The organism is Ramlibacter sp. GS1-15, from assembly GCF_057785015.1.
This window is the reverse complement of the sequence record NZ_JBYNTU010000001.1, coordinates 3,319,416-3,338,777: the sequence shown is the minus strand read 5'-3', so window position 1 is coordinate 3,338,777 and position 19,362 is coordinate 3,319,416. Positions and strand designations below refer to the sequence as shown.

The window sequence follows — 19,362 nt, the reverse complement described above, 5'->3', positions numbered from 1 at the left end:
TCACTCTACAGCCCTCACGGCCTCTTCGACAACCTTCTTCGCGTCGCCGAAGACCATCATGGTCTTGTCCATGTAGAAGAGCTCGTTGTCCAGGCCCGCGTAGCCGGCGGCCATCGAGCGCTTGTTCACGATGACGGTCTTCGCCTTGTAGGCCTCGAGGATCGGCATGCCGTAGATCGGGCTGCCTTTCTGCAGCGCGGCGGGGTTGACCACGTCGTTGGCGCCGAGGATCACCGCCACGTCGGCCTGGCCGAACTCGGCGTTGATGTCCTCCATCTCGAACACCTGGTCGTACGGCACTTCCGCTTCGGCGAGCAGCACGTTCATGTGCCCCGGCATGCGGCCGGCCACCGGGTGGATCGCGTAGCGCACGTTGACGCCCTTGTGCGTGAGCTTCTCGACGAGTTCCTTCACGGCGTGCTGCGCGCGGGCCACGGCCAGGCCGTAGCCCGGCACGATGATCACGCTCTCGGCGTTGGACAGGATGAAGGCCGCATCGTCGGGGCTGCCGCTCTTCACCGAGCGCTGCACCGCATTGCCGGCGGCCTGCCCGCCTTCCTGGCCGAAGCCGCCCAGGATGACGTTGAAGAACGAGCGGTTCATCGCCTTGCACATGATGTACGAGAGGATCGCGCCGGACGAACCGACGAGCGAGCCCGCGATGATCAGCATCGAGTTGTTCAGCGAGAAGCCGATGCCCGCCGCGGCCCAGCCCGAATACGAGTTGAGCATCGAGACCACCACCGGCATGTCGGCCCCGCCGATCGGGATGATGATCAGCACGCCCAGCACGAAGGCCAGCGCCAGCATCAGGAAGAACGCCGGCAGGCTTTGCGTGGCCATGAACACCAGGCCCAGCGCGATCGTCGCGAGGCCGAGTACGAGGTTGAGCACGTGCTGGCCGGGGAACATCACCGGCGCCCCCTGGAACAGGCGGAACTTGTAGGTGCCCGAGAGCTTGCCGAAGGCGATCACCGAACCCGAGAAGGTGATGGCGCCGATCGCCGCACCGAGGAACAGCTCCAGACGGTTGCCCTTGGGGATGTCGTTGCCCAGCAGGTCGCGCAGCAGCGCGGCCGGTTCGAGCACCGCGGCGATGGCGATGAACACCGCAGCCAGGCCGATCATGGAGTGGAAGAAGGCCACCAGCTCGGGCATCTTCGTCATCTCCACGGTCTTCGCGCGATAGGCACCGTACACGCCACCGGCGGTGAGGCCGACGAGCACCCAGACCATGCCACTGCCGCGGCCGGAGAGTTCGATGATCAGCGCGGCCGTGGTCAGCACGGCAATCGCCATCCCGGCCATGCCGAAGACGTTGCCGCGGATGGAGGTGGTGGGATGCGACAGCCCCTTGAGCGCCTGGATGAAGCAGACCGAGGCGAGCAGGTACAGCAGCGTGACGAGGTTCATGCTCATTGGCCGGCCCCCGCTTTCTTGTCTTTCTTCCGGAACATCTCGAGCATCCGCCGCGTGACGAGGAAGCCGCCGAAGATGTTCACGGCCGCCAACGCGACGGCGAGGATGCCCATGGTGCGGCCGGCCCAGGTGTCGGTCTGTGCGGCGGCGAGCATCGCGCCGACCACCACGATCGCGGAGATCGCATTGGTCACGGCCATCAGCGGCGTGTGCAGCGCCGGCGTGACGTTCCACACGACGTGGTAGCCGACGTAGATCGCCAGCACGAAGATGATCAGGTTGGTGAGGGTGTGACTGACTTCCATGGGGTACTTCAGGCGGTGGCGACGGCGTCCGCGCGCGGCGCGGCTGGCGCGGCGGAGCGCGTGACCAGGCAGGCGGCCACGATGTCGTCGTCGAGATCGATGTGCAGCTGCCCCGACTTGTCGAGGACCAGCTTGAGGAAGTCGAGCACGTTGCGCGCGTAGAGTGCGCTCGCATCGGCCGCGACCAGGGCGGGCAGGTTGGTCTCGCCGACGATGCTGACGCCGTGGCGCACCACGGTCGCACCGCCCGACGTGAGGGCGCAGTTGCCGCCCGCGGCCGCCGCCAGGTCGACGATCACCGACCCCGGCTTCATGGACTTCACCATCTCCTCGGTCACGAGCACCGGCGCCACGCGGCCGGGGATCAATGCCGTGGTGATGACGACGTCGGCCTGCGCGACGCGCCTGGCCACTTCGGCCCTTTGCCGGTCAAGCCAGCTTTGGGGCATGGGCCGCGCATAGCCGCCCACGCCTTCAGCCGCTTCCTTCTCCTCTTGTGTTTCGTAAGGCACGTCGATGAACTTCGCGCCGAGCGACTCGACCTGTTCCTTCACGGAAGGACGCACGTCCGAGGCTTCGATCACTGCGCCCAGGCGCTTGGCCGTCGCGATGGCCTGCAGGCCCGCGACCCCGACGCCCAGGATCACGACGCGCGCGGCTTTCACGGTGCCCGCCGCCGTCATCAGCATCGGGAAGAAACGCTGGTAGAGATTCGACGCGATCATCACGGCCTTGTAGCCCGCGATGTTCGCCTGCGACGACAGCACGTCCATGCTCTGGGCGCGCGTCGTGCGCGGCGCGGCTTCGAGCGCGAACGCGGTGAGCTGCGCAGCGGCGAGGCGCTGCAGGCCTTCGGCGTCGAAGGGATTGAGCATGCCGACGACCGCGGCGCCGGGCTTCATCAGCCCGATCTCGGCGGGTTGCGGTGGGCGCACCTTCAGCACGAGGTCGCAGCCGAGTGCGCCCGCGTGGTCGGTGATCTCGACACCCACCGTACGATAGGCCTCGTCCGTGGCGCTGGCGGCAACACCCGCACCCGATTCGAGCTTGAGGGTGTGGCCTTGCGCGACGAGCTTCCTCGCGGTTTCGGGCGTGACGGCGACGCGCGTTTCGCCGGGCAATGTTTCGCGCGGGATCCCGATCAGCATGACGCGAGCTTGTGCACGTGCAACAGGTTGGTGCTGCCCGAGTGGCCGAAGGGCAGGCCGGCCACCACGGCGATGTGATCGCCCGCCGCGGCAAAGCCTTCGGATTGCGCGGTCTGTCCCGCGCGCTGCAGCATCTCGCTGACGTCGCGCACGTCCTCGACGCGCACGGCATGGACACCCCAGGCCATCGCGAGGCGGCGCGCCGTGATGATCGACGGCGTGAGGCTCAGCAGCGGGCCGGCGGGACGCTCGCGCGCCGCGCGCAGGGCGCTGAAGCCCGAAGCGGTGTAGGTGACGGTGGCGGCCGGCTTGAGCAGCGCGGCCACCTCGCGCAGCGACGCGCACACCGCATCGGCGGTCGTGTTCTGCGCCGGCTGGTGCGTGGCATCCAGGCCGGTGCGGTACGTCGGGCTGTCTTCCACGCGCGCGACGATGCGGTCCATCATCGCCACGGCCTCGACCGGGTAGCGGCCCGAGGCCGATTCCGCCGACAGCATGACCGCATCGACGCCTTCGTACACCGCGTTCGCGACGTCCGAGACTTCGGCGCGCGTGGGCGACGGCGAATTGAGCATCGACTCGAGCATCTGCGTGGCGACCACGACCGGCTTGCCCGCGCGCCGGCAGGACTGCACGATGCGCCGCTGCATCTCGGGCACGCGCTCGGGTGGCAGTTCCACGCCGAGGTCGCCGCGCGCCACCATCAGGCCGTCGCACAGGTCCACGATGGCATCGAGGCTGTCCATCGCGGCGGGCTTCTCGATCTTGGCCATGATCCAGGCGCGCGAACCGATGATGGCGCGCGCCTCCTCGATGTCCTCGGGCCGCTGCACGAACGACAGCGCGACCCAGTCCACGCCCAGCTCCAGCCCGAAGGCGAGGTCGGCGCGATCCTTGGCCGTGAGCGGCGACAGCGGCAGCACCACGCTGGGCACGTTCACACCCTTGCGATCCGACAGCGTGCCGCCGGTGACGACGCGGGTTTCGGCAAAGCCGTCGCCGTGGCTTTCGACGCGCAGGCGCAGTTTGCCGTCATCGAGCAGCAGCTCGGTGCCGTCGGTCAGCGCGGCGAAGATCTCCGGGTGCGGCAGCGGCGCGCGGCCGGCATCGCCGGGCGCCGGATCCATGTCCAGGCGAAAGCGCGCGCCGGTCTCCAGCACGGCCTTGCCGCCGGTGAGCGTGCCCACGCGCAGCTTCGGGCCTTGCAGGTCCAGCAGCACGCCGATCGGGCGGCGGTACTGCTCCTCCAGGCGGCGCACCATGCGCAGGCGCTCGGCGTGGTCCTGTTGCGTGCCGTGGCTGAAGTTGAAACGGAACACGTCGACGCCGCGCTCGAACAGCGAGCGCAAGGTGGCTTCGTCCGAACTCGCGGGCCCCAGCGTGGCGACGATCTTGGTGTTGCGCGCGCGTCTCATGCCGCCACGGCTTCCTGGTGAGCCGGGGCCGTGCCGTGCAGCCGCACATGCCCGCTCGTTTCCTCCATCGTCCGCGCGAGCAGCTTGACCAGCGCGTGCACCGTCTCGATGTGGGGCACGGGCGTTTCGGTGATGCGCGCGAGCTCGAGCACCGAGCCGACCAGGGCGTCGATCTCCGGCTCGCGGCCCGCTTCGACGTCCTGCAGCATCGAGGTCTTGTGCTTGCCGACCTTCTCGGCGCCGGCGATGCGCTTCTCGAGCGACACGCGGAAGGTGATGCCGAGCTTGTGCGCGACGGCCTGCGCTTCGGTCATCATGGCCGCCGCCAGTTCGCGCGACAGCGGGTACTGGCAGATGTCGACCAGCGTCGAATGCGTGAGGGCGCTGATCGGGTTGAAGGTGAGGTTGCCCCACAGCTTGAGCCACACCTCGGCGCGGATGTCGTCGAGCACGGGGGCCTTGAAGCCCGCGTTGATGAAGGTCGCCGCGATCTGCTGCACGCGCTCGGTCGCGCTGCCGTCGAGCTCGCCGATCGGGAAGCGCTCGCCCTCGATGTGGCGCACCACGCCCGGGCCGATGAGTTCGGAGGCGGGATACACGACGCAGCCGATCACGCGCGCCGGATCGATCCGCGCCGCGAGGCGGCCGTTCGGATCCACGCTGGACACGCGCGTGCCCTCGTGCGGGCCGCCGTGCCGCTGGAAATACCAGTAGGGAATGCCGTTCTGCATCGGCACGATCACCGTGTCCCTGTGCAGCAGGTGCGGCAGCTGGTCGACGATCGCTTCCAGCTGGTGGGCCTTCATCGCCGGAATGACGAGGTCCTGCGGGCCGGCGGCCGCGTAGTCGTCGGTGGCCTGCACGTCGCGCGCGACATGTTCGCGCCCGTCGGCGGTGACGAGCTTGATGCCGCGTTCGCGGATCGCTTCCAGGTTGCGGCCGCGCACGATGAACGTGACGTCTTCACCGGCCAGTGCGAGCTTCGCGCCGAGCAGGCCACCGATGGCGCCCGCTCCGATGATTGCGATCTTCATGGGGAGTTTCCTCGAGTTTGAAATCTGCGCGGCGTCAGCCGTAGCGGTTGGCCAGCCGGCCGATGCCTTCGATCTCCACCTCGACCAGGCTGCCCGGCTTCATCGAGCCGACACCGACCGACGTTCCGCACAGGATCACGTCGCCGGGCAGCAGGGTCATGTCCATGGAGATGCGGCTCACGAGCTGGGCCACCGAGAATGTCATGTCGCTGATCGGGTAGCGCTGGCGCTCCACGCCGTCCAGCACGGTGCGGACCACGAGCTTCGTCGGGTCGATCCCCGAAGCGACCACCGGGCCGATCGGGCAGAAGCCGTCCAGGCCCTTGGAGCGCGTCCATTGCGCGAACGAGGCGTCGCGGAACAGGATGTCGGCGACCGTCACGTCGTTGGCGCAGGTGTAGCCGAACACGTAGTTCATGGCCTCGCCTTCGCTCACCGCGGTGCAGCGCTTGCCGATCACGATGCCGAGCTCGCCTTCGAACGCCACCTTGCCGCCGCCGCGCGGCGGCGGGATGTCCACCCCGTGCGCGCTCCACGAGTTGGGCGACTTCAGCAGGTACAGCGGCTCCTCGGGATACGCGAGGTTCAGCTTCGCACGCAGCTCGCCGAAGTTGTTCCACAGCGCGATCACCTTGGTCGGCTGCACCGGCATCAGCAGCTGCACGTCGGCCAGCGCGAAAGTGCGGCCCGAGGGCGCGTTCATGGCGAAGAGGTGGCCGTAGTGTTCGACCACGCGTTCGCCCTCGAGCGTGCCGAAGGCTTCGGCACCGTCGACCCGGAAACGGATCCAACGTGCGTACATCAATGCATTCCTTTCAGTCGAATGGCCGCTTCCGGGGGGCAGCGTGGGGTCAGATGCCGACCTGGCAGGCCGCGGCCTGCGACCAGTCGAAGGCCCGCTGCGCGCAGGGCTTGTAGCGCAGCATCCGCTCGTGGATCGCTGCCGCAAGGAAGTCCGCGTCGTAGGCCTTGAGCAGGTGCGGCTGGCGCGATTGCAGGTAGTGGTGGATGCGAGCCTGCGGGTCGCTGCTGTGCTGGAGCAGCGCGGCGTAGGTGTCCTCGTCCCAGTGCCAGCGCAGGCCGAGCTCGTAGAACGCGGCGTTGTAGGCTTCGCGCGCGGCCTCGGGATGGGCCAGGGCGGGCGGCAAGTCGTTCATCATGGTCGTCTCCTCGAATGGGTTGAAGAGACTGTAGGAAGCGGGGCGCATAAATGACAGTCAATTGTTTTTATGCAGACCATCCACGCGAGGTGATGGTTCGCGCACGCATCAGATCGCGCCTTCCTTGCGCAGCTGTTCCACGTCGCTCGCCGCATAGCCGAGCTCGCTCAGGATCTCTTCCGTGTGTTCGCCCAGCAGCGGCGCGCGCGTGACTTCGGTCGGGCTGTCGGAGAGCTTGATCGGGTTGCCCACGGTGAGGTGCTTGCCGCGCGCCGGGTGCTCGACCTCGACGACGGTACCGGTGGCACGCAGTGCCTCGTCCCTGGCGATCTCCTTCATCGACAGGATGGGGCCGCAAGGGATGTCGTACTCGTTCAGGATGTCCATCGCCTCGAACTTGGTCTTGGTCTTGGTCCACTCCTCGATCCGGGCGAAGATCATCTTCAGGTGCGGCAGGCGGGCCTGCGGCGTGGCGAAGTGCGGATCGGTGATCCAGTTCTCCTCGCCGATCACCTTGCAGATCGCGGGCCAGACGGCGGCTTGCGTGATGAAGTAGATGTAGGCGTTCGGGTCCTTCTGCCAACCCTTGCACTTCAGGATGGAGCCGGGCTGGCCGCCGCCCGAGGCGTTGCCGGCGCGCGGCACGGCTTCGCCGAATTCGATCTCGGGGTACTGCGGATACTCGCGCAGCTCGCCCGTGCGCTCCAGGCGCTGCTGGTCGCGCAGCTTCACGCGGCACAGGTTCAGCACGGCGTCCTGCATGGGCGCGAGTACCTTCTGGCCGCGGCCCGAATGCGTGCGGTGGTAGAGGGCCGTGACGATGCCCAGCGCCAGGTGCAGGCCGGTGCCGCTGTCGCCGATCTGCGCGCCCGTGACCACCGGCGGGCCGTCCTCGAAGCCGGTGGTCGAAGCCGCGCCGCCGGCGCATTGGGCGACGTTCTCGTAGACCTTGCAGTCCTCGTAGCGGCCGGGACCGAAGCCCTTGACGGAACCGACGATCATGCGCGGGTTCAGTGCGTGGATGTGTTCCCACGACAGCCCCATGCGTTCCATCGCGCCGGGCGCGAAATTCTCGACCAGCACGTCGCAGTGCTTGATCAGCGACTCCAGCACCTGCTTGCCCTTGGGCGTCTTCGCATTCAGCGTGATCGACCGCTTGTTGTGGTTGAGCATCGTGAAGTACAGGCTGTCCACGTCCGGGATGTCGCGCAGCTGGCCGCGCGTGGCATCGCCTTCGCCGGGCCGCTCCACCTTGATCACGTCCGCGCCGAACCACGCGAGCAGCTGGGTGCAGGTGGGGCCGGACTGCACGTGCGTGAAGTCCAGGATGCGAACGCCGCTGAGTGCTTTTTCCATGGTCTTGTTCTCCGTTTTCAAACCGTGCTCTTGGACGCGCCGGCGCGGGCGGCCATTTCGAGTTCGGTGAGGCGCTTGCGCAGTTCGCGGTCTTCCTCGAAGCGCGCGGTCTCGTCGCGGATCACCGCGCCCACGCCTTCGACTTTTCCGTCCTGGCCGGTGAGCAGGCACACGGTGAAGGCGATCGACAGCCGCCGTCCGTCCTTGTGCGTGGCCGGCACGCGCAGCAGCGAGGTGCCGTAGCGCGTCTGGCCGGTCGCGACGGTCTTGGCATAGCCTTCGTTGTGGCGACCGCGCTGGCGCTCGGGGATGATGAGGTCGAGGGGGCGGCCCAGGGCCTCCTGCTCGGTGAAGCCGAAGATGCGGGTGGCCGCGGGGTTCCACACCACGATGGTCCCGGAAGTGTCGGCGACGACCACCGCGTCACCCATGGATTGCACCAGCTGCCCGTAATCGATGTTCCCGCTCACACGTGTCTCCTAATGCACTGCGGCCCTGCATCGCGGGCCCCGTTGCGACTGTGCGGCCCGGGGCTGTCCGCGGCCGTTGACCGCCGTCAAGTTTCAAAAAAAAGTAGCGCTTACTGATCCATCTCGCAGTCCAAATGCCCGCGCGCGCCGACACAGCCATGCGGTGCGCGCCTGCCCGCAACGACGGCCAGCCGGCGCATTGTGCATTTCATGGGCATCCTCTTCGTGGTCGATCGCGTGCAGCAGTGGCCGTTCGAGATTCCCGGCTCGAGCGTGGTCACGGCGCGCACGTACCTCACGGACGCGGCGTACGGCGACGGGATGGATGCGCAGGTGGTCAACCTGTGCCGCGCCGACCGTTACCAGGGCCGCGGCTATTACGTTTCCCTGCTGGCCGAGGCGCGCGGGCATCGGCCGCTGCCGGAGGTGAAGACGCTCGAGGACCTGCAGTCCGAGGGTTACGTGCAGGCGCTGTCCGCCGAACTCGAGGAGCTGGCGCGCGAGTCGCTGCGCGATGCGGCAAGCGACGTGTTCGAGATCGATGCCTACTTTGGCCGCGACCCCAGCCAGTCGCACGGCGCGATCGCACAGCAGTTGTTCACCCGGTCGCGGGCGCCGTTGCTGCGCTGCTGGTTCCGCCGCCAGGGCGGCGCGTGGAAGCTGGAGAAGATCGCCGCGATCGGCGTGTCGGACGTGCCTTCGCGCCAGCGCGCCGTCCTGCTCGAAGCCGCCACGGCATTCGTCACCGGCGACAGGCGCGAAGCCGCGGAACTGGCGACGGGCCGCTCACCGAAGCTGGCCATCCTGTGCGACGCGCGGGAGGTGGATCGACCGTCCAACGACGCGGCTCTGCGAAAGTTCGTCGAGATCGCGCCCGTGGTGGGCCTGACGGCGCAGATCATCGGGCCGGACGACATCGGGCGGCTGCCGGAGTTCGACGCGCTGTTCATCCGCACGACGACCAACGTGGGCCACTACACCTACGAATTCGCGCGCCGCGCGCAAGCGCTCGGCCTGCCCGTGGTCGACGACCCGGATTCCATCGTCAAGTGCACGAACAAGGTGTACCTGAACGAGCTGATGGCGCGCCACCATGTCCCGGTGCCCAGGACGTTGATGGTCCATCGCGACAACCTCGACCAGGTGGTGCCCGCCCTGGGGCTGCCGTGCATCCTCAAGGAGCCCGACGGCGGCTTCGGCCTGGGTGTCAAGAAGATCGAAAGCGCCGAAGAACTGGCGGCGAGGGCGCAGCAGCTGTTCGAGCGCTCCGAGCTGCTCATCGCGCAGGAGTGGCTGCCGACGCAGTTCGACTGGCGCATCGGCGTGTTCGATGGACGCGCGCTCTACGCGGCCAAGTACCAGATGGCGCCCGGCCACTGGCAGATCATCAAGCGCAGCGCGGGCGGCCGCGTCGAAGGCGACACGATCGCGCTGGCGGTCGGCGAGGTGCCCGAGGTCGTGGTGAATACGGCGTTGCGCGCGACCCAGTTGATCGGACGCGGCCTGTACGGCGTGGACCTGAAGCAGGCCGGCGAGCAGTGCTACCTGATCGAGGTGAACGACAACCCGAACATCGACGCCGGTAACGAGGACCAGATCCTCGGCGACGCGCTCTACCGCGAGATCCTGGGCGTGTTCGCGCGCAGGATCGGGCAGAAGCGGCGCGTCACTTCGACAGCAGGCGCATCGCCTCTTCCAGCCCCTTGATCGTGAGCGGGTACATGCGCTGGTTCACCAGCTGCTGGATCACGCTGATCGACTGGCGGTACTGCCACACGCCCTGCGGCTCGGGGTTGATCCATGCGAACTTCGGGAAGGCGTGGGTCAGGCGCTGCAGCCATTCGGCGCCGGCTTCCTCGTTGTTGTATTCGACGCTGCCGCCCGGCTGCAGGATCTCGTAAGGACTCATCGTCGCGTCGCCGACGAAGATCAGCTTGTAGTCCTTGTTGTACTTGCGGATGATGTCCCAGGTCGGGAACTTCTCCGAGAAGCGCCGGCGGTTGTTCTTCCACATGAAGTCGTACACGCAGTTGTGGAAGTAGTAGAACTCCAGGTGCTTGAACTCCGCCTTGGCGGCCGAGAACATCTCCTCGACGCGGTGGATGTGCTCGTCCATGGTGCCGCCCACGTCCATCAAGAGCAGCACCTTCACGTTGTTGTGCCGCTCGGGCACCATCTTGATGTCGAGGTACCCGGCGTTCGCGGCCGTGGACTTGATCGTGTCGTCCAGGTCCAGTTCTTCCTCGGAGCCCTCGCGCGCGAACTTGCGCAGGCGCCGCAGCGCGACCTTGATGTTGCGCGTGCCCAGCTCCTGCGAGTCGTCGTAATCCTTGTAGGCGCGCTGGTCCCACACCTTCACCGCGCTCTTGTTGCGGCCCTTGTCCTGCCCGATGCGGATGCCCTGCGGGTTGAAGCCGTAGGCGCCGAAGGGCGAGGTGCCGCCGGTGCCGATCATGCGGTTGCCGCCCTCGTGCCGCTCCTTCTGCTCCTCGAAGCGCTTCCTGAGCGTCTCCATCAGCTCGTCCCAGCCCATCGCCTCGATCATGGCCTTCTCCTCGGGCGAGAGCTCCAGCTCGAGGTTCTTGCGCAGCCACTCGAGCGGGATGTCCTTGGTGAAGTCCGCCACCATCTCCACGCCCTTGAAGTAGGACGCGAAGGCCCGGTCGAACTTGTCGTAGTGCTTCTCGTCCTTCACCAGCGACGTGCGGGCGAGGTAATAGAAATCGTCGAGCGAATAGCCGTCGTCGCTGCCGGGGCCGACCACGCCTTGCTTGAGTGCCTCGAGCAGCGTGAGGTACTCCTTGACCGAGACGGGCAGCTTGGCGCTGCGCAGCGTGTAGAAGAAATCGATCAGCATGCGGCGCTCCCGGTGCGGGCTGCGTCCATTATGTGGCGGCGCCTGCGCGAATGCAGGACGATGGTGCCGCGCCGGCGCGCCGCGGCGAGCATCGCTGCCGAGGCGATCAGGCTGATCAGCACCGCGACCACCGAGGCCTCCGCGCCGAAGTCGCCGCCCGAGAGCCACTCCGGCCCGGGCCGTATCGAGACCAGGAAACCGCTGTCGCCGTGGCCGGAGACCGGGATGCCGAACACCGTGCCCTGCGCGAAGTTCCAGCCCATGTGGATGCCCATCACCAGCGGCAGCGAGCGGGTGAGGTGGTAGGCCAGGCCCAGCAGCACGCCGGCTTCGACGGCGATCGCGACCGAGCTCCACACCGTGGCACCCTTGTTCATGATGTGCACGCCGCCGAAGAACAGGGCGGAAATGAGGAGCGCCGGCCAGGTGCCCAGGCCCTCCTCGGTGATGCGAAACAGGATGCCGCGGAAGACGATCTCCTCGGCGATCGCCGTGCCCAGCCCCGCGAGCAGCAGGGGGCTCACCCAGTCGACTGCGGGATTCGTGCCCGTCACCTCGTAGCTGCCGGCCAGCCACAGCACGGACACCACGCTGGAGATGAAGATCACGCCCAGCGCCAGGCCGAGCGCGCCGTCCGGCAGCACCTTGCGCCACGCGAGTTCCACCGGCCTGCGCCGCTCGATCGCGTAAACGAGGACCAGGTAAGCGCCGATGAACGGGACGAGCTGGCGCAGGAAGATCGAGGTGCGCCGGGCCAGCGCCGGCGAGTCCTTCGTGTTGTAGCCCAGCGCCGCGGCGCCCAGGTTCATCAGCCACAGCGCCAGCGCGACGAGCACGACGAAGATCACGATGCGCGCCACGGGCGAGTACACCAGGCGGCGCTTCCACTTCGGCGCGCTTTGCGGGGTGGCAAACGCGACGACGGCCGTCATCGCGGCTTCGCCAGTTGATAGTGCAGGTGCGCTTTCACCTCGGGCCACTCGCCCGCCGTCAGGCTGTACATCACCGTGTCGCGCACCGTGCCGTCCCGCCGCAAGGCATGGTGCCTCAGCACGCCGTCCTTCTTCGCGCCCAGTCGCTCGATCGCTTGCTGGCTGGCGAAGTTGTAGTTGTCGGTGCGCCAGCCGACGAGTTTCGCGCCCAGCGTCTCGAAGGCGTGCGTCATCAGCAGCAATTTGCAGGTGGTGTTGACATGCGTGCGCTGCCAGCTCTTGCCGTACCAGGTGTAGCCGATCTCCAGCCGCTCGATCGCCGGCACGATGTCGTGGTAGCGCGTGGTCCCGATCACGCGGCCACTGGCGATGTCGCGCACGACGAAGGGCAGCATGTGCCCTTCTTCCAGGCCCTTCAGCGCGGTGTCGACGTAGCGCTCCGCCTCGCCCGGCGCGGGCACGGAGGTGATTCGCAGGTTCCAGAGTTCGCCGTCGCGCGCGGCTTCCTCGAGGCCGGCGACATGCGCGCGCGTCATCGGCTCCAGCCGCAACTGCGGCGTTTCGAGAGTGACGGGCTCGGGTTTACGCATGTGTGCAATCAGGAGTGCTGCTGGGCGGCCGCCGCAAAGGTGGCGCCACCCCAGCCATCTGCCTGGAAACGGACGTCGATCGGAATCTCGCGCTCGCACACCGAAAACAGCCAGGTCTCGGTCCAGCTGCCCTTGAGCAAATACGTCGATTGCACCGAGCGGAAGGTGAGTGGCAGGTATTGGGCGTCCTCGATCTCGCTGCCGCGGGCCGATTTGAGAGTGGACTTGTCGCAGGATGCCCCGCCGCCGCGCTTGTACTCGAACAGGGCTGCGGCGCCGGCCATCCGGTAAGCATCGACGAACGCGCGGACCGAGGCCTTGGTATCGGGCGCGAGCCGGTTCACCAATTGCGATTGGTTGGCAATACCCTCCAGGGTCGGACTGCGTTCGCCGTTGCGCAGCAGCAGGGCGGTCAAATTCCGCGCGCGCTCGACATTGCGCGGTGCGCTGGTTTCGAAGAAATACAACGCGAGCGTCGTGGCCGCATTCACATGGCCCTTCGATGCGGCGAACGCCAAGGCGTCCAGGGCTTCGATCTGCTCCCCCCGTTTTTCCAGCGGCCGCGCGGCGAGCCGCTTGTACGCTTCCATATCGGCTCGGCCACCGACGAAATAGCTGTTCTCCGGGTCCGCGCTGAATGCCGTGTAGAGCATGAAGCCCCCTGCCGGGTCCCCCAGCTGCATCGACTGCCGCGCGAACGCGCGGGCGTCGGCAAACGGATGCTCGCTCGGCAGCAGCCGCAACAGCACACATTGGGAGCGCAATGCGAGTTCCCTGGCGTCGGTGGACACTGCAGGCAATGCCGCGCAGCTTGCCTGCAGGCCGGTCGCAGGAGCAGGGGCCTGTGCTTGGGCACCTGCGCCGACGAGGAGCATCCAGCTGCAGGCCAGGACGCGCTTCCGAATGGGTCGCACGAGCGTCATCGATTGTGGCGTTGCATGAACACGAGCTTTTCGAAGAGCGTGACGTCCTGCTCGTTCTTCAGCAACGCGCCCACGAGCGGCGGCACGGCGACCTTGTCGTCCTTGCTTTGCAGCGCGGCGACCGGGATGTCCTCGGCGACCAGGAGCTTGAGCCAGTCGAGCAGCTCGCTCGTGGACGGCTTCTTCTTGAGGCCCGGCAGATTGCGCACGTCGTAGAAGGTCTTCATCGCTGCGGCGAGCAGGTCCTTCTTGAGGGACGGGAAGTGCACGTCGACGATCTGCTTCATCGTGTCCGCGTCGGGGAACTTGATGTAGTGGAAGAAGCAGCGGCGCAGGAAGGCGTCGGGCAGTTCCTTCTCGTTGTTCGACGTGATGAACACGAGCGGCCGGTGCCTGGCGCGCACCAGCTCGCGCGTCTCGTACACGTAGAACTCCATCCGGTCGAGCTCACGCAGCAGGTCATTCGGGAATTCGATGTCGGCCTTGTCGATCTCGTCGATCAGCAGCGCGACCGGCTGGTCGGCCGTGAAGGCCTGCCACAGCACGCCCTTGACGATGTAGTTGTGGATGTCCTTGACGCGCTCGTCGCCGAGCTGCGAATCGCGCAGGCGCGAGACGGCGTCGTATTCGTACAGGCCCTGCTGCGCCTTGGTGGTGGACTTGATGTGCCACTGCAGGAGCGGCATGTTCAGCGCCGTGGCGACTTCCTCGGCCAGCATCGTCTTGCCGGTGCCGGGTTCGCCCTTGACGAGCAGCGGACGCTTGAGGGTGATGGACGCGTTCACCGCGAGCATCAGGTCCTGGGTCGCGACGTAGTTCTGGGAGCCTTGGAATTTCATGGCGGATCGTGGAAAGGGCGGTCGATATCGGTCGATATAATCCCGTGTTGACCTCAAGCAGACCTCACGTTCAGATTCTGCCCGCAAAATGAAGAACCTGTTCTCCGCGTTCCTTGCCGCCACTGTCGCTTGCGTGACCTTGACGGCGCAAGCCCAGGCGCCCGCCGCCGCCCAGCCCGCCGCCGGCGCCAAGTCCATCGAAGCGCGCACCGCGATGTGCATGGGATGCCACAACATCATCGGCTACAAATCGAGCTTCCCCGAGGTGTACCAGGTGCCGATGATCGCCGGCCAGAGCGAGAAGTACATCGCCGCCGCGCTCAACGCGTACCGCAGTGGCGATCGCAAGCACCCGACGATGCGCGCCATCGCCGGTTCGCTGTCGGACCAGGACATCGCCGACATCGCGAAGTACTACTCGCAACTCGCGGGCGAGACCAAGTTGCCCGAGCAGGCGGCCAAGCAGCCGGATGCGCAAGTCGATGCGCTGCTGAAGAAGGCCAATTGCATGTCGTGCCACGGCGCCAACTTCTCCAAGCCGATCGACCCGAGCTACCCGAAGATCGCCGGCCAGCACACGGACTACCTCTTCGTCGCGCTGAAGGCGTACAAGACCGAGAACAACCCGGCCGTGGGCCGCAACAACGCGATCATGGGCGCGATGGCCAAGCAGTTCAGCAACAACGAACTGAAGGCGCTCGCCCAGTACATCGGCTCGCTCGACAGCGAACTGAAGATCGTTCCGGAGAGCCGCTTCCACAATCATTGAGCCACAACAGCCGAACGCAAAGTTCGCGAAGATCCGCAAAGGACGCAAAGGAAGAAATTCTTTTGCGTCCTTTGCGCTTTCTTTCCGCCCTTTGCGTTCCGGGTTTCAGCGCGTCGCGCGTTTCTGAACGCACTCGACGTAAGCCGCCCCGTCCGGCGGCCGACCCGAGCGCTGGCTCTCCCACAGCATCTGCCCCAGGCACTCCATCGCCTCGTGGTGCGCCTCGTGCAGCGAGTTGCGGCGCGCCGCGAGCAGTTCCACCGCCTGGCGGATGCCGCGCGGCTGGTCGATCGAGCATTGCTCGCTGATCGACAGGTGCATGGAGAGGTGCAGGAACGGGTTCGTTCGGCCATCGCCGCCGTCATACCGGCGCGCGAGCGCCGCCTGCTCGTCGGCAAGGTCCGCGGCGTATTCGGGGTGCTCCGTGATCCATTGGCCCGCGAGCGTCTCCAGCGCATCCATCGGCTGGCCGGCCTGCGTCTTCGCCTGCACGCCGCAGAAGAAGCGGCGCACGTCGTCCTGCGAGGGATTGAACATGCGGCACAGCGTAGCACGCGAAAACGCGTGAAAATCCCGCCATGACCCAGCAAGCCTTCATCTGCGACGCGATCCGCACCCCCTTCGGCCGCTACGGCGGCGCGCTGTCGTCCGTGCGCACCGACGACCTCGGCGCCATCCCGATCCGGGCGCTGGTGGCGCGCAACCCCAAGGTCGACTGGCAGGCCGTCACCGACGTGATCTACGGCTGCGCCAACCAGGCGGGCGAGGACAACCGCAACGTCGCACGCATGGCGCTGCTGCTGGCGGGCCTGCCGCATGAAGTGCCTGGCGCCACGGTGAACCGCCTGTGCGGCTCGGGCCTCGATGCGCTGGGCACGGCCGCCCGTGCGATCAGGGCAGGCGAGGCGAGCCTGATGATCGCCGGCGGCGTCGAAAGCATGAGCCGCGCCCCTTTCGTCATGCCCAAGGCCGAGAGCGCCTTCTCGCGCAACAACGCCGTGTACGACACCACCATCGGCTGGCGCTTCGTCAACAAGCTGATGAAGGAGCGCTACGGCGTGGACTCCATGCCCGAGACGGCCGAGAACGTCGCCGCCGATTACAGGATCGAGCGCGAGGCGCAGGACCTTATGGCGCTGGCCTCGCAGCTGAAGGCCGTGGCCGCCCAGAAGGCCGGCTTCTTCGCGGGCGAGATCACGCCGGTGACGATCCCGCAGAAGAAGGGCGAGGCGATCGTCGTCGACCGCGACGAGCACCCGCGCGAAACCAGCATGGAGGCGCTCGCCAGGCTCAAGGGCGTGGTCAGGCCCGACGGCACTGTCACAGCCGGCAACGCCAGCGGCGTCAACGACGGCGCCTGCGCGCTGCTGGTCGCCGACGAAGCCACGGCCGCGAAGCACGGCCTCACGCCCAAGGCGCGCGTCGTCGGCATGGCCACGGCCGGCGTGCCGCCGCGCGTGATGGGGACCGGCCCGGCGCCGGCCACGCAGAAGGTGCTGGCACTCACGGGCCTCACGCTCGATCAGATCGACGTGATCGAGCTGAACGAAGCCTTCGCCGCGCAGGGCCTGGCGGTGCTGCGCATGCTGGGGCTGAAGGACGACGATGCGCGCGTGAACCCGAACGGCGGCGCGATCGCGTTGGGGCATCCGCTGGGCGCCTCCGGGGCGCGGCTCGCGACCACCGCGGTGAGCCAGTTGCACCGCAGCGGCGGGCGCTACGCGCTGTGCACGATGTGCATCGGCGTGGGGCAGGGGATCGCGGTGATCCTCGAGCGCGTCTAGCTGGCCTTGATCCCGGCGGCGCGCACGATCTGCTGCGATTTCGCCGTTTGATCGGCGATGAACCCGTCGAACTCAGTGGGCGCCATCACCATGGGTTCGGCGCCGAGCTTGTCCAGGCGCGCCTTCACCTCGGCGTTCGCCATGATCTTGGCGATCTCGTCGTGAAGCCGGTCGACCGTGGCCCGCGGCGTCTTCGCCGGCGCGAACATGCCGACCCAGAACTGGTATTCGGAATGCGGCACGCCCGCTTCGACCGTGGTCGGGACCTGCGGCAGCGCATCGGAACGCTTGGCCGTGCCCACGGCAAGCGCCTGCAGGCGCCCTTCCTTGACCAGCTGCAGCGCGGACACCATCGGTGCGAAGAACCAGTCGATGCGCCCGGTCATGGTCTCGGTCAGTGCTTCGGGCGTGCCCTTGAACGGGACATGCAGCGCCTGGATGCCGGCGGCGTGGCGGAACACCTCGGCATTCATGTGCGTCGCCGAACCGTTGCCGGCCGAGCCGTAGTTCAGCTTGTTGGGATGGGCCTTGGCCTGGGCGACGAGGTCGGCCACGTCCTTGAAACGGTTCGGCGGCGTGACGAGCACGTTCGGCAGCGCGGCCAGCGGCGTCACGCCGGCGAAGTCCTTCACGGTGTCGTAAGGCAGGTTGGGGTAGATCCACGGGTTCACCAGGTGCCCCGCCGAATGCACGAGCAGCGTGTACCCGTCGGCCGGCGCCTTGGCCACGATCGCCGCACCGATGGTCCCGCCGGCGCCCGCGCGGTTCTCCACGATGACGTTGGTGCCCAGGGCCGGACCCAGGCGTTCGGCGACCACGCGCGCCACGATGTCCGTGCCGCTGCCGGGCGAGAACGGCACGATCAGCTTGATCGGCTGTCCCCGCGGCCAGTCGGATTGGGCGAACGATGCCGGCGCGCAGGCCGCCGCGGCGAGCGCCAGGACGTGGCGGCGATTCGGGAAGCTCGGGTTCATGGTGTCTCCTTGGGGGTGGTTTCCAGCGCCGCGGGCGTGTTCGCCATCACGAGCACGACCATCGCCGGCCGGTTGGTTTCATTGAGCAGCTGGCGCGCCTCGCCCGGCGCGAAGCGGCACGAGTCCAGCCGGCCGAGGGTCGCGCGCTCCTGCCGGCCCTGCACCTCGCCGACCATCGTCACTTCGCCCTCGACGACGAGATAGAGCTTTTCCATGGGCGACGGATCGAGCGTCGTGCGCCCGCCGGGCAGCAACTGGCTCAGGCCCATCCACATCTGCGATGACGGCCCGGCTTCCTTGCCCTGCAGCCGCAGGCAGCGCATGTCGAAGTGGTTCGGGGCTTCATACGGCCGGGCTTGGTCGAAACGCGTGACGTGCATGGCCGTTCCTGCTCAGGGTTGCAGCACGATGCGGTCGGCCGACCCGCCCAGCACCGCGACGTAAGCCGCCTTCGCTTCCGACAGCGGATAGGCCCGCGCGACGGGGAAGGGCCTGAGCGTGCCGCGCTCGAAGCCCTCGCGCATCGCATCGAGCTGCGCCGTGGACGCCACGCAATCCATGCCGAGCGAATCGACGCCGACATAGGTGTGCATGCCGCGGTAGAAGGAAAAGATGTCAAAGGGCACGGCGCGCTCGTGCGTCGCGATGAAGATCTGCGTCGCACCCTTGGCCATCGCGCGGTTGGCCGCCTCGAAGTAGGCGCTGCCGACGGTATTGAAGACGATGTCGGCGCCGCGTCCCTGCGTGAGCTCGCGCACGCAGCCCGCTACGTCCTCGCGGCTGGCGTCGATCACCTCGACCGGTGCGCTGGCAAACCCGGCGAACGGCCCCGGCTTGCGCTGCACGGCGATCACGCGCGCACCGGCCTGCGCCGCGAGCTGGACCGCCGCCTGGCCGACCTTGCCATTGGCCCCGAGCACCAGCACCACCTGCCCCGCTTCCGGCATGCCGCTGCGTCGGAAACCCTCGTAGGCCGTCACGAAGGGAACGCCCACGGCGCCCGCTTCTTCCATCGGCAGGTTGGCCGGCTTGGCGCGCAGGGCCTGGACCGGCAGCTCCAGGAAGCGCGCGTGCGAGCCGTCGCGCGTGATGCCGAGATCGCCGCCCGAGCCATACACATCACGGCCGATCCACTCGCTGGGGCCTTCCACCACCGTGCCGGCGAAATCGCGGCCGGGCGTGCGGGGGAAGACCGCCTGCGGCATCAGGCCCAGCGTCGCCTTGGCGTCGCTCGGGTTCACCGCTGCAGCGTGCACGCGCACCAGGGCGCGGCCCGGACCCACGACGCGCTGCCGCGAAGGCGCGAGTTCGACCTGCAAGGCGTGGATCGATTCGGCGCGGGCCGGCACGCGAACGGCCTGGCCGAGTTGGTCATCGTTCATGCGGG

At 67.5% G+C, this 19,362-nt stretch carries 21 protein-coding genes; 3 read left to right on the top strand and 18 right to left on the bottom strand.

What is annotated here, in order from left to right:
* The 9 genes from AC3EF3_RS16735 to AC3EF3_RS16695 all read right to left on the bottom strand — a co-directional run bounded on the left by AC3EF3_RS16735 (position 1) and on the right by AC3EF3_RS16695 (position 8,307).
* Positions 1 to 1,419 (bottom strand): NAD(P)(+) transhydrogenase (Re/Si-specific) subunit beta, encoded by a 1,419-nt coding sequence (locus tag AC3EF3_RS16735; RefSeq protein WP_488533276.1) that lies wholly within the window; start codon positions 1,417 to 1,419, stop codon positions 1 to 3.
* Positions 1,416 to 1,724 carry an NAD(P) transhydrogenase subunit alpha part 2 gene (locus AC3EF3_RS16730; protein ID WP_488533275.1) on the bottom strand — a complete coding sequence of 103 codons (309 nt, stop codon included), beginning with the start codon at positions 1,722 to 1,724 and terminating at the stop codon, positions 1,416 to 1,418. Before AC3EF3_RS16730 ends, AC3EF3_RS16735 begins: the two co-directional genes overlap by 4 nt.
* A gap of 8 nt (positions 1,725 to 1,732) precedes the next feature.
* Entirely contained in the window at positions 1,733 to 2,872 is a 1,140-nt protein-coding gene (locus AC3EF3_RS16725) for a Re/Si-specific NAD(P)(+) transhydrogenase subunit alpha (RefSeq protein ID WP_488533274.1), read from the bottom strand.
* Positions 2,866 to 4,287 carry a pyruvate kinase gene (pyk, locus tag AC3EF3_RS16720; protein WP_488533273.1) on the bottom strand — a complete coding sequence of 474 codons (1,422 nt, stop codon included), beginning with the start codon at positions 4,285 to 4,287 and terminating at the stop codon, positions 2,866 to 2,868. The genes AC3EF3_RS16725 and pyk overlap by 7 nt, the downstream gene beginning before the upstream one ends.
* On the bottom strand, positions 4,284 to 5,321 hold the full coding sequence (locus AC3EF3_RS16715; RefSeq protein ID WP_488533272.1) for a ketopantoate reductase family protein: 1,038 nt from the start codon (positions 5,319 to 5,321) through the stop codon (positions 4,284 to 4,286). The genes pyk and AC3EF3_RS16715 overlap by 4 nt, the downstream gene beginning before the upstream one ends.
* A gap of 34 nt (positions 5,322 to 5,355) precedes the next feature.
* Positions 5,356 to 6,123 carry a fumarylacetoacetate hydrolase family protein gene (locus tag AC3EF3_RS16710; protein WP_488533271.1) on the bottom strand — a complete coding sequence of 256 codons (768 nt, stop codon included), beginning with the start codon at positions 6,121 to 6,123 and terminating at the stop codon, positions 5,356 to 5,358.
* Positions 6,124 to 6,172: 49 nt separating this feature from the next.
* Complete coding sequence (locus AC3EF3_RS16705; protein ID WP_488533270.1) at positions 6,173 to 6,481, bottom strand: HAD family hydrolase; 309 nt, start codon at positions 6,479 to 6,481, stop codon at positions 6,173 to 6,175.
* 108 nt (positions 6,482 to 6,589) lie between these two features.
* Positions 6,590 to 7,837: a formyl-CoA transferase gene (gene frc / locus AC3EF3_RS16700; protein ID WP_488533269.1), complete on the bottom strand. Its 1,248-nt coding sequence runs from the start codon at positions 7,835 to 7,837 to the stop codon at positions 6,590 to 6,592.
* 17 nt (positions 7,838 to 7,854) lie between these two features.
* On the bottom strand, positions 7,855 to 8,307 hold the full coding sequence (locus tag AC3EF3_RS16695; RefSeq protein ID WP_488533268.1) for a PAS domain-containing protein: 453 nt from the start codon (positions 8,305 to 8,307) through the stop codon (positions 7,855 to 7,857).
* A 210-nt stretch (positions 8,308 to 8,517) separates the two neighbouring features.
* On the opposite strand from AC3EF3_RS16695, the gene AC3EF3_RS16690 reads away from it, so the two are divergent.
* Entirely contained in the window at positions 8,518 to 10,014 is a 1,497-nt protein-coding gene (locus AC3EF3_RS16690) for a RimK family ATP-grasp domain-containing protein (protein ID WP_488533267.1), read from the top strand.
* Here AC3EF3_RS16690 and AC3EF3_RS16685 read toward each other — a convergent pair.
* From AC3EF3_RS16685 to AC3EF3_RS16665, 5 genes are read right to left on the bottom strand one after another with little or no spacing between them, the layout of a single operon-like run.
* The gene (locus AC3EF3_RS16685; protein ID WP_488533266.1) at positions 9,974 to 11,164 is read right to left on the bottom strand and encodes a vWA domain-containing protein; all 1,191 of its coding nucleotides are present in this window, start codon (positions 11,162 to 11,164) and stop codon (positions 9,974 to 9,976) included. The genes AC3EF3_RS16690 and AC3EF3_RS16685 overlap by 41 nt on opposite strands.
* Positions 11,158 to 12,096, bottom strand: a complete 939-nt coding sequence (locus tag AC3EF3_RS16680) for a CPBP family intramembrane glutamic endopeptidase (protein ID WP_488533265.1) — start codon at positions 12,094 to 12,096, stop codon at positions 11,158 to 11,160. Before AC3EF3_RS16680 ends, AC3EF3_RS16685 begins: the two co-directional genes overlap by 7 nt.
* Positions 12,093 to 12,686 (bottom strand): GNAT family N-acetyltransferase, encoded by a 594-nt coding sequence (locus tag AC3EF3_RS16675; RefSeq protein ID WP_488533264.1) that lies wholly within the window; start codon positions 12,684 to 12,686, stop codon positions 12,093 to 12,095. The genes AC3EF3_RS16680 and AC3EF3_RS16675 overlap by 4 nt, the downstream gene beginning before the upstream one ends.
* An 8-nt stretch (positions 12,687 to 12,694) precedes the next feature.
* Positions 12,695 to 13,561, bottom strand: a complete 867-nt coding sequence (locus tag AC3EF3_RS16670; protein ID WP_488533263.1) for a hypothetical protein — start codon at positions 13,559 to 13,561, stop codon at positions 12,695 to 12,697.
* 44 nt (positions 13,562 to 13,605) lie between these two features.
* Entirely contained in the window at positions 13,606 to 14,448 is an 843-nt protein-coding gene (locus AC3EF3_RS16665; RefSeq protein ID WP_488533262.1) for an AAA family ATPase, read from the bottom strand.
* Positions 14,449 to 14,536: 88 nt separating this feature from the next.
* On the opposite strand from AC3EF3_RS16665, the gene AC3EF3_RS16660 reads away from it, so the two are divergent.
* Positions 14,537 to 15,217: a c-type cytochrome gene (locus AC3EF3_RS16660; RefSeq protein WP_488533261.1), complete on the top strand. Its 681-nt coding sequence runs from the start codon at positions 14,537 to 14,539 to the stop codon at positions 15,215 to 15,217.
* 105 nt (positions 15,218 to 15,322) lie between these two features.
* On the opposite strand, the gene AC3EF3_RS16655 is transcribed toward AC3EF3_RS16660, so the two are convergent.
* Positions 15,323 to 15,754 (bottom strand): DUF1841 family protein, encoded by a 432-nt coding sequence (locus AC3EF3_RS16655; RefSeq protein WP_488533260.1) that lies wholly within the window; start codon positions 15,752 to 15,754, stop codon positions 15,323 to 15,325.
* A 41-nt stretch (positions 15,755 to 15,795) separates the two neighbouring features.
* On the opposite strand from AC3EF3_RS16655, the gene pcaF reads away from it, so the two are divergent.
* On the top strand, positions 15,796 to 17,001 hold the full coding sequence (pcaF, locus tag AC3EF3_RS16650; RefSeq protein ID WP_488533259.1) for a 3-oxoadipyl-CoA thiolase: 1,206 nt from the start codon (positions 15,796 to 15,798) through the stop codon (positions 16,999 to 17,001).
* On the opposite strand, the gene AC3EF3_RS16645 is transcribed toward pcaF, so the two are convergent.
* From AC3EF3_RS16645 to AC3EF3_RS16635, 3 genes are read right to left on the bottom strand one after another with little or no spacing between them, the layout of a single operon-like run.
* Positions 16,998 to 17,975 carry a tripartite tricarboxylate transporter substrate binding protein gene (locus AC3EF3_RS16645; RefSeq protein ID WP_488533258.1) on the bottom strand — a complete coding sequence of 326 codons (978 nt, stop codon included), beginning with the start codon at positions 17,973 to 17,975 and terminating at the stop codon, positions 16,998 to 17,000. The two genes, pcaF and AC3EF3_RS16645, sit on opposite strands and share 4 nt — an antisense overlap.
* The gene (locus AC3EF3_RS16640; protein ID WP_488533257.1) at positions 17,972 to 18,355 is read right to left on the bottom strand and encodes a cupin domain-containing protein; all 384 of its coding nucleotides are present in this window, start codon (positions 18,353 to 18,355) and stop codon (positions 17,972 to 17,974) included. Before AC3EF3_RS16640 ends, AC3EF3_RS16645 begins: the two co-directional genes overlap by 4 nt.
* A 12-nt stretch (positions 18,356 to 18,367) precedes the next feature.
* Positions 18,368 to 19,357, bottom strand: a complete 990-nt coding sequence (locus tag AC3EF3_RS16635; protein WP_488533256.1) for a quinone oxidoreductase family protein — start codon at positions 19,355 to 19,357, stop codon at positions 18,368 to 18,370.
* Between the last annotated feature and the right edge of the window lie 5 nt (positions 19,358 to 19,362).